Source organism: Agrobacterium sp. rho-8.1 (genome assembly GCF_033957725.1).
GTDB lineage: Bacteria > Pseudomonadota > Alphaproteobacteria > Rhizobiales > Rhizobiaceae > Agrobacterium.
In genome coordinates this window covers 841,881-857,642 of record NZ_CP192789.1, presented here as the reverse complement: position 1 = coordinate 857,642, position 15,762 = coordinate 841,881, and the positions used below count along the sequence as shown (strand labels likewise).

The following is a 15,762-nucleotide window of genomic DNA, read 5'->3' as shown; positions in this document are numbered from 1 at the left end:
ACCGTTAACCGATGCCAAGCTTCTTCGTGACCTCGGCAACATTCGCCTTGTTGGCAAGCAGTGCCGGGACGTAGGTCTCATGGGCAACAGGCTGTCCCGCCAGATGACGCGCTACATTGCGGATTGCTATCCTGCCGAGTTCGGCCGGTTGCTGAGCGACATCGGCTGCAGCTGGCGAGTTGGGGTCCGCGACCAGTTGAAGAACTTCGGGGCTGCCATCGACTCCGTAGGTCTTGATCTCCGTCCGACCTGCAGCAGTCAGGGCCTGCGTCGCACCCAGCTGCGGAATATCCCAAGCAGACCAGATAGCCTTGATGGAGCCTTTTTCCGGGTACTTGTTCAAAATGGCGGTGATCTGCGTAAAGGCATCCTGTACCGTGTTGGGTATGACGTCACGCAACTCCGGCTGAAGGATCTTGACCTTGGGGAAATACTTGGTGACGTTGACAAGCTGATCATAACGGATCGCGCAGGGCGTCACGCCATAGAAACCGTTGAAGACGACGATATTGCCTTCGCCGCCGATATCGGAGACGAGTTGCAGCGCCAGATCCTTACCGATCCCCCAATTATCCGACGTCGAGTTGTTCAACGAGTTGGTGGAACTAACATCGATGGTAAACACAGGAATACCCGCGTCCCGCGCCCTTTTCAGCCAGGGGTCGATCACGCTCAACGTACCCAGTAACTGTACGATGGCGTCAGGCTTTTGCGCAATCAAGGTCTGCAACTGCGAAACAAGCTTGCCATCATTGCGCCCGGCGTCGACTGCGATGGGCTCCCCACCCAGCTTCTTCACCTCATCGATCTGGGCGTTATAAGCCTGTAGGTCAAAAAAGTGATCAGTACCCGTCGCACTGATGCCGATACGCTTGCCTTTCAAAGAAAGCCCATCATCAGCAAGGGCACCCGTTTTCAGCGTCATTGCGACACCCGCTGCAACACCAGCGACCGTCGTGAGCTTGAGAAGATTGCGGCGGTTTAGACCGGAAAGAAGGTCGTTCGGCATGGCACACCCCTATTAATTGATATAATCCATAATTAAGATCAACTAATCGCATACGGACAGGCAGGATTTTCCAAAAGAACAACACTCGGAGAAAATTCTAGAACAGTTTGGGAGGCAAGGCGCGCCCATGCGATCTCAACCGTTAGATCCCCGCTCCAGACACATCTCTGCCCAGGACAATTCTGTTACGCGGTATTGGCAGCATAAATAGCCGCCGCTATTCCGGCACGAGATCTTCGTACGAAGGGTTTGAGGCCTCAACGTTTCAAACCCATAGGAACAATCGATGGTCTCCACCGCTGTTCTATACGATTGCTGGCTGCATCCGTTTGACGTGCCTCTTCTTTGGTAACGCGCTCGAAACTTGCCATATGGGGAAAACATGATAAAGTTAATCATAATAATCATCGGTTCACGGTGACCGAGAATTGCGCGATGATCCGGAGTACGTATAGTGCTGAACGGATGTGCTCATCAAACGTATAAAACAGGCTTTTGGCAGTGGCGTATCTCCATTCCATGACATCCTTTACGGACGGCATCCGGGCGGTCGGGCCTGCCAAATGGCGCGCACTCGACGGGTTTGTGAGTGTGTTTTGGGATGCCGAGGGCCTGGCTGGGGCATCGGGATATTATCTTTCGCCCGATCCGCGCATCGTCATCTTCTTCAACGATGTCTCGTCACATATTCACATGACGAACTGCCACAGTAGCGTTCCAGGGCGTTTTCGCCCTATGAAACAGGCAATATACGTCCCGGCCGGTGTTCCCCTGTGGACAACGTTTACCGCCTTCCACCGCTTCTCTCATCTCGACATTCATCTGCATAAAGACAAGATGATGCGGTATCTGGCGCCTTCGGTTGGACAGTCAGTGGCGAGGTCGGCGTTGCGGCGACCTGTGGAGATACAGGATGTGGGCGCCATCGAGGCGCTTGCAAGTCTTCTGGTCAGCGAAGTCGCGAACCCGTCCAAGCACTCCATCTACGCCGAAAGCCTGGTTGGCAGTATCATCGCAGGTCTGCTTGACATCACCGATGACGAGGGTGAACACACCAATGCCCGGTTGACGCAGGCGCAGATGAACAAGCTGATCTCAGTCGTGAACCAGCGCGCCGATTACCGCATGACAATCAGCGAGATGGCTGAAACGGTTGGCTTGTCGGAAAGCTGGTTCGCCAACGTCTTTAAACAGACGACCGGCAAGACGCCCATTCAGTGGCAACTCGGAAAGCGTATCGGTGTTGCACAAAGCCTGTTGACCGAAAGCACCCTCAGCGTTGCGGCTATTGCAGCCCAGCTGGGTTTCTCTGATCAGGCCCACCTCACCAAGACCTTTCGTCAGGTTGCCGGAGAAACACCTGCCGCATGGCGTCGAATGCAACAACGGAACGTGATACCGGGCTCTGGCTGAACACTGGGTCTGGCCTGTTGCGACTTCTCCTGTTCCCTCGGCGCGCTTGGCAATGACGTGGATTCATATCACTCGCGACAGCCACGCTTGAGCATGACGACATCGACGCGTCAGACCGTGACCGGCAGATGGTCGCCATGAAGCGCCTGATCGCGCCTTTTGGCGAGGTACGGGATGACTGTGAGATCTTTGCCGAGATCGAGCGTAACTCCGATCACCCTTGACCAGAGACGTTCCCGTTAAGGTCGGCAGTCGCTCACCACGCTCCGCATGGATTTCTGTGTTTTTGACGTTATGGGCGCACCCAGCGAACTGAAAAGAAGGACAAGAGTTTTCTTATACTTATCCGATATTTTACAAATGCATCGCGGCGTCTATTGCAGGAAAGTGTCGATAGTGCCAAAGTGTCACTTACTGCCTGGCAACGTCAGCAATTGAATTGAAATATCGCCTGCGTTTTTAGCCGAGATTATTGATCCTGAAGGCAGAAATTATCTGCATTTCTCTTGGAGGTACTGATGCCTACATTGCTTTCCACGGAGAAAGTCGCGGTCCAGGCGGCGAAACTGTTATCTGCGGTCGCAAATGCGAAACGCCTGGTCATTTTGAGTATTCTCAGCAAACAGGAAACGTCCGTAGGGTCGTTGGCAGAGCAAGTGGGCCTGAGCCAGTCCGCGCTTTCCCAGCATCTGGCGAAGCTGCGCGGTGCCAAACTGGTGGACACGCGACGCGACGCACAGACCATCTACTATTCCTGTCATGGCGACCGCGCCTACCGCCTTCTGGGAGCGGTGCAGGACATATCCGGATTGCCGTTCCGACCCATGCTCTTTGAAAAGGCTTCGTCAACCGGCGACACCCAAAGACGATTGTCGGCAGCGTCCGCCTGACATCTCATTTCCGTCTATCTGTATTGTCGTTTGACGGGGCAGTGTGGTTTCACGCCGCCCCGTCAACATCTTAGAAGCGATAGTTGACGCCACCCTTGACGACGTGGTCGCTAAGATCTGTGTGGGATGCAACACCATTGGAAAATGTGCGAACGTCGTCCGTTGCGACGTAGTTGTATTCGACTTTTGCGGAAACCTGGGGTGTGAAGCGGTGTTCAGCACCCGCGCCCAGCAGATAGCCTTCTTTCATTCCGTCCGGACCGGTCACACCGTTGCCATCCCGCAGGCTCGTGACCGTCAGACCGGCGGTACCGTAGACCAGTGTGTTGTCTTCGACCTTGTAGCCGGCTTTCGCTTTTGCAGCAGCACGCCAGCGCTCCTTGAGGGCACCATCGGGTACCTTCATTTCAGCGTCACCCAGATGCGTCGCTTCGACTTCGCCACCAACGACGACGGAGCCGAGATCATAATCGTAACCGGCCTGTGCGCCGACTGCCAAGCCCTTGCCGTTTCTGAAGGGGTTGATGTGCGGCATGGCGGCACCGAGGTGACCACCAACATAAGCGCCCGTCCAGGATGTGCTGGCTGGTGCGTCGTTGTAAGCGGGAGGTGCCTCATAGGAGGACGTCAGGTCCGCCGACACTGCTGAAGACGCAGCAAGGCAAACAACTGAAACGGCTGTCAGGGATTTTAGGGCTTTCGACATAAACTTTACTCCACACCATAGTCCCGCGAGTGGGCTCGAAGGGGTTATTGAATTTCTGAGCGAACCATCGGTATCGCCCGTCTGTTTGCGGTCTCGCCCAATAATGTCACCAAGATAAGGTCAGTTGCCCTAATTCATTCAAAATTGACTAAAACTTTAACCGTATAGATAACAAACAGTTAACAGGCGCGGCGTCCGAGCGGTATCAACGGACGGCGACGATGAAACATGATATCCGAACGAAAAAAGCAGACGATGTGGAAGACCACATGTCTGCTTTCAGATGCCACAAAAATGTCTGTTAGGCGCGCATTCCGCGATCCAGGCTGAGGCGAAGGATGACTTTGTCGGCGCCGGCGATGTCGTTTGCGACGTTGAGCGTGCGGTAAAAATCACGTTCGGTCTCGACAATACCTGTTACGAGAACGCACTGGCCCTCTGACTGAACCGAAATTTCGCGACCGGAATAGTTCGGGAGGTATCGAAGCTCGGCCTCTATCGCTGCACAGCGCGCAACGCAGCTGCTACCAAAACCGAAACTGAAGCTATTGCTGTCATACGCGCTGCTTAAAAACATGGTTTGCTCCATCCGAACATGAACATACGATGAATAAGTGGTCATTTGAGGTTCATGTTCCATTTGCCATGTCGAATTTTGTCAGTTTTCGAAGAAAGCTACCGCGCGTGGAAAAAAGCTGTTCCAACGCACTTTTTGAGTGCTCCGACTTAAGCGCGATGTTGTTAAAACAAGACTGTTCAGGATGGCCCGGACATTGTTACCGTGATCTTCACCGCCTGCCGGAACGACCTGATGCTCTCTGTTCATTGTCGATGTCGCCGCCATACCGACGGCGATACACCGACTATTTTGCGAAAAACTCGGGAAAAATGGGCCTGATCTGAAAAACCCGTCATCATTGCTATCTGCGTCAATGGCATGTCGGTTTCGACAAGCAATGTCTTTACGCGCTCCAATCTAGCCTGCATCTGCCATTGATGTGGCGGCACGCCGGTGGACGCCTTGAACGCATGACTGAAATGGGATTGCGACAGGTTCGTGAGTTGCGCCAGTTCCTGCAGACGGATGGCACGCAGGCAATATTCGCGAATATAGTCGGTCGAGGCCCTCAACTGCCATGCCGCCAACTTGCTGCGCTTTTTCTGTGTCTGCTCCCGAACCTTGAGAAAATCCGTCAAGAGCGCGAGAACAAGGCTTTCGCCATAGAGATTGTGCAACGGGTCGGGATTATCGCACTCGGCGGCAATCAGGCTCGCCAACGATAGCAGACGCTCATCATGAAACATCAGGCGAGGATTGAGCAGTGCATCGTCGTCGAGATCCTGCATCAGTCGTTTGCTCAGGGCTGCAGCGTCGAAATGGAGGTCGAGATGGCGAACGAACTGGACGCCAGACAATTGCGCCCAGATATCGACATCCGCCGGTACAAAAGAAATGCGCTCGACATCCCTCAGCATTTTCGTCTGGCGCTGACGTTCATCGATCAGAAAACGACTATCTTCGTTTCCGCGCATATCCAGCATAAAGACGAAGCGCGGATCTTTACCAACATAGTGTCCGCCGGCGTTCGGCGCGCATGTCACATCCCACAGATCGGCGACGACACCATGCCACGCGCGCGACCGCGGCCCTCCGATAACGGAAAAGCCACTGATCTCATTGTCCATGCGGGGTCGAAAGGCCATCCCAAACATCCGGAAGCGAGGCGCAACAGCGCCAAAAACATGAATTTAATGATCATGTTTTACACCAAAGCCTCAGGAGCCGCAACGGCCTCTCAAATACAGGAAGGGCACCAATTCAACGTCTGCTACCACTTCTTGGACAGCTTGAAGGTGATGGTTCTCTGGTCACCATACCCGCACACACTCACGCCCTGGCAGCCTTTGACATAGTCCTTGTCGAACAGGTTGGCGACGTTGACCGAGGCGGTCCAATCGTTCTTCTCATATCGGATGGCTGCATCGATCACGGCTGCGGATGGGACCTTGAACTCGTTCAGCTGATCCGCGAACGACCGGCCCTGATAACGCACGCCCGCGCCGATGCTCAGGCCCTCAAGGCCTTCATTGGTAAAGGCGTAGTCCAGCCACAGAGACGCCGTTTGATTGGGTACGACCCAAGGTGATCTACCAATGAAGTTCGGATTTGCATCCTGCGTCACTTCGATATCGGTGTAGGAATAGGAGGCCAGCATTTTCCAATTCTCACTGAGGTTGGCCTTCGCTTCCAGTTCAACGCCTTGAGATTCCACTTCTCCATATTGTCCGCTGATCGGGCCCAACACCAGGTCGGTATAAGATACGACGGCTTTCTGCTTCACGAGTTTGAAGACGGACGCGGTCAACGATCCATCGAAGAAAGTGGGCTCATATTTAATGCCACCTTCGAACTGATAACCTTCCTCCGGCTCGGCGGTACGTCCATCTGCGAGCCTCGCAATCAAAGGATTGAAGAAAGTTGCAGCAGACACATAGGGCGTCAGCCCATTCGCAAACTCATAAGCAAGCCCGGCACGGCCACTCATCGCCTGATCGTGTGAACGCCTGGACGGGTTCGTTGCAATTGCGCTTTTGAGGTCGGTGTCAACATAATCGTACCGTCCATTGAGGGTGGCTAGCCAACCGTTTCCAAACCGGATTTGGTCCTGAACGTAAAGACCGAGTTGCTGTTGTGTCACCAGTTCGTCAGTTTGGAGGATGTTTTCAGACTGGGGCAGACCATAGACAGGATTGTCTGCGCTGATCGGCGACGTCGGTGTCCGGAAGTCGGGAAATTTCTGAACATTGCTCAGACGATAGAATTTATAATCCAGACCAGCCAGAATTTGATGATCAGCAGGACCTGTGTCGAACTCACCGGTCAACCGATTATCGACGTTGAAGGAGTCGAGCTTCGAAGTGCCCTCGAAACCGATACGATACAGGTTATAATCAGGCGCTACCGGAGCACCAAAGCCCTCATATCCAAATGGGTAAGGGCCGACTTCGTGCTTGTACAGATGCCCGTAGCGCGCATTCTGACGAAACTCTATGCCGTTTTCCAGCGCCTGCTTGAACTCATATCCCAACATTGTCTGGTAAACGCGACCGTTGTCGATATCGGGCTCACCGAAAAACGCATCACGGTCTATCTTGCCGTAGGGCGCATCGACAACCGTACCGACATAGGGCAGGAACCCATTACCAACGTGCACCTGGTCGAGCGCAGAGAGATAGCCGTAAACTGTCGCGCTGGTCTGGGCGTCCGGCTCGAAGGTGATCTGCGGCATCACGAAACCGCGCAGGTCCTCCGAGTAATCGGAATAATTATCGCCGCCGGACACTTTACCCGTGACACGATACGTCCAGATACCGTCTTCATCGACCTTATCGCCGAGGTCAAAGCCGAGAAACGCGTTGCCGAAATTATTGATGCCAATCTCAGTTTCGCGAATGGGTTTGTCCTGCGGTCGCTTGCTAACCAGTTGAACGATGCCACCGGGGTTTGCGCCACCATACAGCACAGATGCCGGACCCTTGAGCACTTCGACGCGCTCCAACCCGTAGGCGTCGATCTGGAAACCGCCAAAGCCGTAAGCGAAGAGATTGAGACCATCGAGAAAGACACCCGTTTGCGTGGCGTCAAAACCGCGAATATAAAACCAGTCCGTATCGGCATCCACACCAAAGGGTTCCGTATTGACACCAGGCGTATAGCGAAGAACCTCGTCGATTTTGGTGACGGCACCACGGTCGTCCATTTCCTGTCGTCCGACGATCGAAACAGACTGGGGTATATCTTTAACCGGCGTCTCGGTTTTGGAGCCCGTGCCCGTCTTTTTGGCGACATAACCATCCACAGGTCCTGTGGCGCTATCGCCTCCCTGTCCCTGTACGACAATCGGCTCCAGCACGGTGCCATTCCCAGCATCCTGCGCACGAGCGTCGAGTGGCATGATCGCTGCAAACAGCGCCGTTCCCATCAACAGACGGGAGACGATAGCGTGGTTCATTTTTTTCAAGATATGCCCCAAATACCCGGGCAGCACGGTCCGGTCCCCAGACGAGCCACCACCCTTAAACTAAGATGAGCATCTACATCAAGTTTAAGCTTTAATGCTTGTCGGAAACGGGCAACGTTTGAAGCTTCTTGGCCTTGTCCGGGGTTTTGTTAAGGCCTGTTGCGCGCAAACAACGTGCTAGAGCGTTTCCTTGCGGGAAACCCAGTCGGCAGCGGCATCAACCGATTTGAACTCGATCATCGATCGTGACGAAACCGTGGGCAGACGGTCTTTCGCCATCGAGGAGAGATCGCCGCCAGGGAGCAGTTCCAGCAATGTCGTGCATCCCGCCTCCTTCAGACTTTCCATACAGCCCTGCCAGTCGATACGCGTTTCCAACTGCGCCGAAAGCCGCTGCACCGCCATGTCATGAGAGCGAACGGATGCGCCATCGATACCTGCCAGAACCGCTGCGGTCGGGCTCTTGAATTCCGTGTTCCCCAAGGCCTTCGCAAAAGTCGCAACAGCGGAATGCATCAGTGGCGTGTGCGACGCGATCTTTACGGGAAGACGCGTGATATGGGCACCACGCCGTTCAGCGTCCGCCGTTGTGAATGCAATGTTTCGAAGGGGACCCGCCACAACGAAACGATCATCACCATTGCGGATGGCGAGGTAGACCGCGTTGCGTTCGCAGATTGGTGCCAGTGTCGTTTCGCGCAAACCACGGATGGCAATCATCCCGGTCGGTTCGGAACAGGCGGCATCCATCAACGTGGCCCTGAGGCTGGCCAATCGAATGATGTCTGCCGCGCTGATCGAACCGGCGCAGCCATAGGCCGCGAGTTCACCAATGCTGTAGCCAGCAAAATAGGAGGGCTCGGGTATGGAGGGTTTAATCGCATTAAAGGCGGCGAGCTCGACGGCGCAGATCACCGGCTGCGCGATGGCGTTGTCGTGCAGCCGCCCCTCGCTCAGGACGGCATCGATCGTTGACCCCATGATCTGGTGAAAGGCATCAAACACGACGGCCGCTTCGGGTGCGGCTCGCAAACGGTCGATCATATCGGGTGCCTGGGCGCTCTGACCGGGGCAGAGGATGCCGAGTGTCATGACATGACCTCCAGATCATGCAGAAAAAGGGTGCAGGAGAGGAGATCGGCCGCTCCACCGGGTGAAATCCGGCGCGTGCAAAAAGTACGGTGAAGATCGGTTGCTCTCGCCAGATGGTCCGGCGCGAACACGCCGCCGCTGGAAAGAAAAGCCCGCGATTGTCCCTGTGCATAATCGAGGCCGTCACGACCGGCTCTGTGCAATATGTTGGTGTCGTTCAGCACAGCCATAATGGCGAAGAAAGTTTGAAGTGCCGCAGAGTTGCGGGTGGCTCCTTTTACCAACGCGTCCTGAAAAGCTGGCAGCGCGACGTCACGAAGAACCGCGTAGCCTGAGGCAGCCTGCTGGCGCGCACCACCACCGCCATGCCGGGCAAGTGCGCGAGACCCATGGGAGTCGACCGGCTCATCGATCAGAATGTCTTTGCCCCACAGGTTGGCTACTGTCATGCAGACAGCATTGGCATCAATCCGCAGATGGTTTGAAACGTGATAGCCAGCAGCAGCAGAGAGCAGGCCGAGATTGAAGATCGCTCCCCGATGCGTGTTGACCCCACGTGTTGCCACCATCATTCGGTGCTCGGCACCCAGTCCCAGTTTCCGAAGCTCTGGGAATTCGCTCGTTGCGCCGCCAGCCAAGGCTATCTGCGGGAAATAGCATCTCAGAGAAAACAGGCTGCGCATGAAGGTTGTCATGGTCATGTCGTCATGGGCACCATTGTCGATAGGACTGACAAGGCCAGGCTTGGGATAGAGCGCGAGTTCCGTGTAAAGTGCACGAACAGCCAGCCTGCCGATGGTGCGGCTGATATCGCGCGGACCGAAGCTTGGTTGTTCTGCAAGAGGCTGCGGTATCATGTTCATGCAGCCATCCCTGCGACACCCGTCAGTGTGGCGAGTGACACGAGTTGCGGGCCGCCGTGCTGCTTGGTCAGAATATGCTCCGGTTGCCGGGCAAATTCGCGCAGACTGACGCCAGCGCCATTGGCTAGCACCAGTTCACCATCCAGGCTGGGAATACCTTCGATATTCAGCACCATACGAATAGCTGGAAGAGCCGTTGCCTCGCCCTGCGCGAGGATCAAAAGATCAAGATCCGAGGTTGGCCGCAAGTGGCTTTCGCCAGACAGATGCGACCATGCCAGAGATCCGAAGACGGACAGCTCCAGCTCATGCTGTTCCACCACCTTCAAGATCGCGTCGATCGTTGGCCTCCACGACGGTGGCGCACTGGCAGCCGCCTCGTTAAGGCGGACCGGCGGCAAAATCCGGTCGATGGCATGCAACGGCACGCGAAGTCCGAAGCGCTGCTTTTGCGGTGTGGACAAGCCAAGGCGCACCGTTTCTACCTCATCACCAGCGGCAGAGGAGGCCACGACCAGCGGGCGGCCCGCATCGATCCAGTCGAAGAGCCTATCACCCCCCGCCATGCCGCAGGGAGAGACATCTGCACCGTCGCGCCATGACGGCTTTAGCGTGACGAAGCGATGCCTGTCAGGCCGCGTCATGCCGCACCCGTTGAGACACAGAGCGGGCAAGCATGCGCCCTTTGCGCTGTTCGCCATAGTCGCGGCGGGCATCGCTGTTCGGGTGCTGCTTTTCCTCCAGCGCTTTCACCAGGGCTACCGCGAGATCACCATCCCAGATCTCGCGGACCGCGCCCATGGCGACGTAATTGGCAACGCCGGGTGCAAAGACCGCGCTGTCTTTCGACAGCTCCTCCAACCACTCGACAGGAATTTTCGTGACACGCGACATGGCGGGAAGGTTCATGACGCGGACCTCTGCTTCCGGAAGGGCGTAACACACATCTGCCAGAAGGCTGGAGGACAGGAAACCGGCGCTTACCGCTTCCCCATAGACGAGACCGATGATGCGGTGTCCGCGCCTGCGCGCCACATCGATGGTCTTGGCCAGATGGGCGATATAGCCGTTGAGGCCGAGCAGCTCATCGCGTCGGGCCATCTTCTGCCCAGCAGTATCCACCAAAAGCAGGATCGGGCTTCCCGGACGCTCCTTCATGACGCGGATGATTTCCGCTGCCATGCGCATGGCGAGATCGATACCAATATGCGCCTTTTCCCGCGTGCCGATAATCGATACGAGATCGGAACCGGCCTTGGCCGTTCCCGCGAAAAAGAGGCCTTCGGAGGTGATATCGTATCCCTGCGGAAACAGCCTGTCGAACAATGCTTCGGGCGTGATCATGCGCTCCTGCTCCCGTCGACGGCTTTGTGAAATTCCTCTGTCGTCATCAACGGAATTCGCTCCGAATCGGCAATCTCGAGTGCCGCCCAGATCTCGTTCGCATCTTGCACGTCACCAAAACGCTTCAGGCGCACGGCAAGAGCTTCATGCTCCGCCTCGATGGCATCGAGATCAAGAGGCTTCGCCTTGCCCAGATGCGCAATCGCCGCCTTGCGAAATGCATTCATGTCATCCGAAACCAACTCTGCGGTTTCACCCAGGATATAGCGATGCTTGCCGCCCACCGTGCGCCAGACCAGAGCCTTGTCGGACGCATCGAACTCCTCGACACCCATCGTCGTCTCAATCACTTCAGGCCCGGACAGACCGAGTCGGCCTTCTTCCGACATGATGATGGAGGAGCAAAGCCGGGACGCGATGCCCATGCCGCCAAAGACGCCGTAGCGCCCTCCGTCCAGCACAATCACCGGAATGCCTGCTGCTCTGAGGCTCAGAATGGCCCGCATGATTTCGGAGACTGCGATAAGGCCAGCATTGGCCTCATGCAGTCTCACACCGCCGGATTCCAGCAGAAGCAAGACGGCGCTTGGCTTTTCGTCGCACGCACGTTCCAACAATCCAGTGATTTTGGCACCGTGAACCTCGCCCACGGCCCCCCCCATGAAGGCGCCTTCCTGAGCGGCAACCAGCACCGCCTTGCCATCTAGCGTGCCTTTGCCAACCGCAACACCATCATCGAAGGCAGCAGGAAAGCCGAGAACGCGCAAATGCGGGCTCATCATCCGGTCTTCCGGTGGCAGAAGTTCGATGAAGCTGCCTGCATCGAGCAGACCGTCGATACGCGCGCGCGCGGTTGCTTCGTACCAGCTCTTGCTCATGACGTTGCCTCGCTGCCTCTGCCTGAGTAGGCGTGTAGCGCCTGATCCAGACGCAGTGCCACAACGGCAGGTGTCGCGCCCGCATCGTTGATGGACACTTTCACGTCACCGATCTTCCAGCGATCGAACACATCCGAAAGGACGGCCTGCCAGACCGTGCCGAAACCGACCGCCGCCGTCTCGACTTCCACCCGGCATTTGCCCGAGAGGTCGCAGGCTTCAACCAGAACCTCCAGATTTCCGGAGCCCAGAACGCCTGATAGAATGGGCTTGTTGCGTGCCGCCAGAACGGTGCCACCCTCGAATTCATATTCCAGTTTTTCCATTTTAGAACCTCACCAGTTCCTGAAACGCGCAGGCGGGCGATAAAGACCACCCGATGCATGCACGAGATCTTTCATCGATTTGGCGGCCAGCAGGTCGCGACTTGCCAGTGAAACATCGACACCGAGATCGGCTGGCCGTTTTATGATGCCGCGGTCACGCAGGTTTTCCACCATCCGCTTGTCACGACCAAGCCCGACCGCCGTATAGCCAGCTACGCCGCGAATGGCTTGCTCACGTTCTTGCCGCGTGCGGCACAACAGCAGATTGGCGATGCCCTCTTCTGTCAAAACATGCGTGACATCGTCGCCGTAAATCATCACCGGCGGCAGTTCGAGACCGGCGGATTCGGCCAATTGCCATGCATCCAGCTTTTCGACGAAGGCAGGAGCCATATGCTCGCGAAACGTTTCCACAATCTGCACAACGAGCTTGCGACCACGCGGTATGCCGCCCGTGGATGCCTCTTCGCCTGCCTTCAGCCAGGCTTTGGAGCCGTGCCTGCGGCCCCGCGCATCCGAGCCCATATTGGGTGCACCACCAAAGCCGGCGATACGGCCAAGCGTTGCGGTGGAGCTATTGCCCTCCAGATCAATCTGAAGCGTCGATCCGATGAACATGTCGCAGGCATAAAGGCCCGCGGTCTGGCTCATCGCCCGGTTGGAGCGCATCGAACCATCGCGCCCGGTGAAGAACACGTCGGACCGGGCACGAATATAGTCTTCCATCCCCAGTTCCGAGCCGAAGGAATGCACACTCTCGACAAAGCCCGCCTCGATGGCTGGGATCAGCGCCGGGTGCGGGTTAAGCGCCCAGTGGGTGGCGATCTTGCCCTTCAATCCCAAACTTTCGGCATAGGTCGGCAGAATGAGCTCGATGGCTGCGGTATCGAAGCCGATGCCGTGGTTCAACCGTGTCACGCCATATTCGGCATAGATGCCCTTGATGGCCATCATCGCCATCAACACCTGAATTTCGGAAATCTGCGCCGGATCGCGGGTAAAGAGCGGCTCGATATAATGCGGCTTCGGACTCTGAACGACGAAATCCACCCAGTCGGTCGGAATATCGACGCGTGGCAAGACGTCCACGATCTCGTTGACCTGAGCGATGACGATGCCCTGCCGAAACGCCGTTGCCTCTACGATGACAGGCGTGTCTTCGGTATTGCCGCCCGTATAGAGATTGCCCGCACGGTCGGCCATTTGCGCGCATATCAGGCTCACACGTGGCGTCAGATCGGTAAAGTAACGGCCGAAGAGTTCAAGATAGGTGTGGATCGCGCCGATACGCAACTGACCGGCGCTCAACAAACGGGCCAGACGTGCCGCCTGCGGCCCTGAAAAGGAGAAGTCGAGCTTGGACGCTACGCCCTTTTCGAACACATCGAGATGTTCAGGCAGCGCCAGTACAGACTGCACGATATGCAGGTCATGAACCACCTGCGGGTTCACATTTGCCAAAGCCTTCGCCAGAAAATCAGCTTGTTTCTGGTTATTCCCTTCAATGCAGAGCCGGTCACCCGGCTCGATCATCGCTTCCAGCAGCGCCGTGATGGCATCTGCTTTGACCACCTTGCCGCTGGCAAGCTGTGATGCTCGCTCCAGTCGGCTTGCGCGGTTCGTCGCACGTTTATTCCACATGAATGCGCCTCCACTGCATTTACGCTCATATGTATTCTCAAGGCGAAATTATATCAACTTATAAATTCATTATTGCGTATTGTGATTTTTTGCGCATACATAAGCGCATGGGTTGTGCGGGGACGCCGCATACGATGGCAGACGGCATGAGGGTGCCGCTTCCACTTGACCCCTGGCTTTGGGAGGAGCTGTCATGTCATCAGAAGTCATTACAATACTCGGGCTCGCCGTCATGTTCATCGTGGCGACCGCCTTGCCTATCAATATGGGTGCGCTGGGTTTCGCGCTCTCGTTCATCATCGGCACGCTCGTCGTGGGCATGAGCGTCAAACAGATTTTCGAAGGTTTTCCGGGTGATCTTTTCGTCACGCTTGTCGGCATCACCTATCTCTTCGCCATCGCGCAGAATAACGGCACGGTGGACTGGCTGGTGCAGGCCTGCGTTCGTGCCGTTCGGGGTCGGATATCGGCCATTCCCTGGGTCATGTTTTTCGTCTCGGCACTTTTGACGGCAATCGGCGCTGTCAGCCCCGCCGCCGTTGCCATCATTGCGCCGATTGCACTGCGTTTTTCAGCCAAATACGGTATCAATCCGTTGCTCATGGGCATCATGGTCATCCATGGCGCACAGGGCGGAGGTTTCTCGCCGATCAGCATTTACGGTGGCATCACCAACCAGGTGGTGGCGCGTGCAGGTCTGCCGGGGGATGAGACCGTTCTCTTCCTCGCAAGTCTCGGCTTCAACCTGTTGATTGCCATTTGTGCTTTCTTCGTTCTCGGCAGAAAATCGAAGGCGGCGGCGGGCGCCATTGGCACGGGCAATGTCTTCATGCCGGGCGTGTCGGTGGATGTGCGCGGCAGCGGTGGACACATGGCGGTTGATCCACGTCAGCGTGAAAGTGAACTGACAGAAGTTACGACCACGGGCAAGCTGGACCTCGAGCAGGCGTTGACGCTGGCGGGCCTCGCCGCGCTTGCAACGCTTTCCCTCGTCTTCAGCCTCAATGTCGGTCTGGTCGCCATGTGCGTGGCCGTGGTCCTTGCTCTGGTTTGCCCGCGCGGCCAAAAAGGTGCTGTGGACAAGATCGCGTGGTCCACTGTGCTTCTGATAGCAGGCGTCATCACGTATATCGGCGTGCTCGAAAAATCCGGCGCCATCGCCTTTGTCGGCAACGGCGTGTCCAGCCTTGCCATGCCGCTGCTTGCCGCATTGCTGCTGTGCTACATCGGCGGCATTGTCTCGGCATTCGCATCGTCTGTCGGCGTCATGGGGGCCATGATCCCGCTTGCGGTACCCATGCTGATGCAAGGTGACCTCAGCACGCCGGGCATGATTGCAGCACTCGCGATTTCCGCCACCATCGTCGATGTCTCACCTTTTTCGACAAATGGTGCGCTTGTGGTAGCAAACGCCCAGAACATCGATCAAACGGCCTTCTTCCGCATCCTGCTGTTTTATAGCACGCTGGTCGTGGCGCTGGGTCCGCTGCTTGCATGGCTCGTCTTCGTGGCGCCTGGCTGGATCTGATACGGCCCCTTCCCCACCGCCAGCCCATCATCTTTTTGAAGATTGAGGTC

15 protein-coding genes are annotated in these 15,762 nt (G+C 56.4%); 3 read left to right on the top strand and 12 right to left on the bottom strand.

The features are described 5' to 3' along the window. Nucleotides 1-4: 4 nt before the first annotated feature. Nucleotides 5-1,009, bottom strand: coding sequence for a sugar ABC transporter substrate-binding protein (locus RMR21_RS18850; RefSeq protein WP_498670968.1), 1,005 nt, complete (start codon nucleotides 1,007-1,009; stop codon nucleotides 5-7). Between the two features lie 501 nt (nucleotides 1,010-1,510). Here RMR21_RS18850 and RMR21_RS18845 point away from each other — a divergent pair. Together RMR21_RS18845 and RMR21_RS18840 are read left to right on the top strand one after the other, a co-directional pair. Beyond that, the gene (locus RMR21_RS18845) at nucleotides 1,511-2,422 is read left to right on the top strand and encodes a helix-turn-helix domain-containing protein (protein ID WP_498670967.1); all 912 of its coding nucleotides are present in this window, start codon (nucleotides 1,511-1,513) and stop codon (nucleotides 2,420-2,422) included. A gap of 518 nt (nucleotides 2,423-2,940) precedes the next feature. Further along, the gene (locus RMR21_RS18840; RefSeq protein ID WP_498670966.1) at nucleotides 2,941-3,312 is read left to right on the top strand and encodes an ArsR/SmtB family transcription factor; all 372 of its coding nucleotides are present in this window, start codon (nucleotides 2,941-2,943) and stop codon (nucleotides 3,310-3,312) included. A gap of 70 nt (nucleotides 3,313-3,382) precedes the next feature. Here RMR21_RS18840 and RMR21_RS18835 read toward each other — a convergent pair whose 3' ends face one another. From RMR21_RS18835 to mdcA, 11 genes are all read right to left on the bottom strand, one after another. Then, a complete protein-coding gene (locus RMR21_RS18835; protein WP_498670965.1) occupies nucleotides 3,383-4,018 on the bottom strand; it encodes an outer membrane protein in 636 nt (211 codons plus the stop codon). A gap of 301 nt (nucleotides 4,019-4,319) precedes the next feature. Next, nucleotides 4,320-4,658, bottom strand: a complete 339-nt coding sequence (locus RMR21_RS18830; protein ID WP_498670964.1) for a BON domain-containing protein — start codon at nucleotides 4,656-4,658, stop codon at nucleotides 4,320-4,322. 182 nt (nucleotides 4,659-4,840) lie between these two features. Next, entirely contained in the window at nucleotides 4,841-5,722 is an 882-nt protein-coding gene (locus tag RMR21_RS18825) for a helix-turn-helix transcriptional regulator (protein WP_498670963.1), read from the bottom strand. 125 nt (nucleotides 5,723-5,847) lie between these two features. Continuing rightward, complete coding sequence (locus RMR21_RS18820; RefSeq protein WP_498671813.1) at nucleotides 5,848-8,031, bottom strand: TonB-dependent siderophore receptor; 2,184 nt, start codon at nucleotides 8,029-8,031, stop codon at nucleotides 5,848-5,850. Between the two features lie 186 nt (nucleotides 8,032-8,217). After that, nucleotides 8,218-9,132 carry an ACP S-malonyltransferase gene (locus RMR21_RS18815; RefSeq protein ID WP_498670962.1) on the bottom strand — a complete coding sequence of 305 codons (915 nt, stop codon included), beginning with the start codon at nucleotides 9,130-9,132 and terminating at the stop codon, nucleotides 8,218-8,220. After that, entirely contained in the window at nucleotides 9,129-9,995 is an 867-nt protein-coding gene (gene mdcB / locus RMR21_RS18810) for a triphosphoribosyl-dephospho-CoA synthase MdcB (protein ID WP_498670961.1), read from the bottom strand. The genes RMR21_RS18815 and mdcB overlap by 4 nt, the downstream gene beginning before the upstream one ends. Further along, nucleotides 9,992-10,639 (bottom strand): malonate decarboxylase holo-[acyl-carrier-protein] synthase, encoded by a 648-nt coding sequence (mdcG, locus tag RMR21_RS18805; protein ID WP_498670960.1) that lies wholly within the window; start codon nucleotides 10,637-10,639, stop codon nucleotides 9,992-9,994. The genes mdcB and mdcG overlap by 4 nt, the downstream gene beginning before the upstream one ends. Then, a complete protein-coding gene (locus tag RMR21_RS18800) occupies nucleotides 10,626-11,339 on the bottom strand; it encodes a biotin-independent malonate decarboxylase subunit gamma (RefSeq protein ID WP_498670959.1) in 714 nt (237 codons plus the stop codon). Before RMR21_RS18800 ends, mdcG begins: the two co-directional genes overlap by 14 nt. After that, nucleotides 11,336-12,217, bottom strand: a complete 882-nt coding sequence (locus RMR21_RS18795; RefSeq protein WP_498670958.1) for a biotin-independent malonate decarboxylase subunit beta — start codon at nucleotides 12,215-12,217, stop codon at nucleotides 11,336-11,338. The genes RMR21_RS18800 and RMR21_RS18795 overlap by 4 nt, the downstream gene beginning before the upstream one ends. Next, nucleotides 12,214-12,543, bottom strand: coding sequence for a malonate decarboxylase acyl carrier protein (gene mdcC, locus RMR21_RS18790; protein WP_498670957.1), 330 nt, complete (start codon nucleotides 12,541-12,543; stop codon nucleotides 12,214-12,216). The genes RMR21_RS18795 and mdcC overlap by 4 nt, the downstream gene beginning before the upstream one ends. Nucleotides 12,544-12,552: 9 nt before the next feature. Beyond that, on the bottom strand, nucleotides 12,553-14,184 hold the full coding sequence (gene mdcA / locus RMR21_RS18785; protein WP_498670956.1) for a malonate decarboxylase subunit alpha: 1,632 nt from the start codon (nucleotides 14,182-14,184) through the stop codon (nucleotides 12,553-12,555). A 193-nt stretch (nucleotides 14,185-14,377) separates the two neighbouring features. Here mdcA and RMR21_RS18780 point away from each other — a divergent pair, with 193 nt between their 5' ends. Continuing rightward, nucleotides 14,378-15,712, top strand: a complete 1,335-nt coding sequence (locus tag RMR21_RS18780) for an SLC13 family permease (RefSeq protein WP_498670955.1) — start codon at nucleotides 14,378-14,380, stop codon at nucleotides 15,710-15,712. The last annotated feature ends 50 nt before the right edge of the window (nucleotides 15,713-15,762 follow it).

What these genes read in the sequence shown, in the direction of transcription:
- RMR21_RS18850 (WP_498670968.1), bottom strand. Translation starts at nt 1,009, where the DNA reads ATGCCGAACGACCTTCTTTCCGGTCTAAACCGCCGCAATCTTCTCAAG.
- RMR21_RS18840 (WP_498670966.1), top strand. Translation starts at nt 2,941, where the DNA reads ATGCCTACATTGCTTTCCACGGAGAAAGTCGCGGTCCAGGCGGCGAAA.
- RMR21_RS18835 (WP_498670965.1), bottom strand. Translation starts at nt 4,018, where the DNA reads ATGTCGAAAGCCCTAAAATCCCTGACAGCCGTTTCAGTTGTTTGCCTT.
- RMR21_RS18830 (WP_498670964.1), bottom strand. Translation starts at nt 4,658, where the DNA reads ATGGAACATGAACCTCAAATGACCACTTATTCATCGTATGTTCATGTT.
- RMR21_RS18825 (WP_498670963.1), bottom strand. Translation starts at nt 5,722, where the DNA reads ATGGCCTTTCGACCCCGCATGGACAATGAGATCAGTGGCTTTTCCGTT.
- RMR21_RS18820 (WP_498671813.1), bottom strand. Translation starts at nt 8,031, where the DNA reads ATGAACCACGCTATCGTCTCCCGTCTGTTGATGGGAACGGCGCTGTTT.
- RMR21_RS18815 (WP_498670962.1), bottom strand. Translation starts at nt 9,132, where the DNA reads ATGACACTCGGCATCCTCTGCCCCGGTCAGAGCGCCCAGGCACCCGAT.
- mdcB (WP_498670961.1), bottom strand. Translation starts at nt 9,995, where the DNA reads ATGAACATGATACCGCAGCCTCTTGCAGAACAACCAAGCTTCGGTCCG.
- mdcG (WP_498670960.1), bottom strand. Translation starts at nt 10,639, where the DNA reads ATGACGCGGCCTGACAGGCATCGCTTCGTCACGCTAAAGCCGTCATGG.
- RMR21_RS18800 (WP_498670959.1), bottom strand. Translation starts at nt 11,339, where the DNA reads ATGATCACGCCCGAAGCATTGTTCGACAGGCTGTTTCCGCAGGGATAC.
- RMR21_RS18795 (WP_498670958.1), bottom strand. Translation starts at nt 12,217, where the DNA reads ATGAGCAAGAGCTGGTACGAAGCAACCGCGCGCGCGCGTATCGACGGT.
- mdcC (WP_498670957.1), bottom strand. Translation starts at nt 12,543, where the DNA reads ATGGAAAAACTGGAATATGAATTCGAGGGTGGCACCGTTCTGGCGGCA.
- mdcA (WP_498670956.1), bottom strand. Translation starts at nt 14,184, where the DNA reads ATGTGGAATAAACGTGCGACGAACCGCGCAAGCCGACTGGAGCGAGCA.
- RMR21_RS18780 (WP_498670955.1), top strand. Translation starts at nt 14,378, where the DNA reads ATGTCATCAGAAGTCATTACAATACTCGGGCTCGCCGTCATGTTCATC.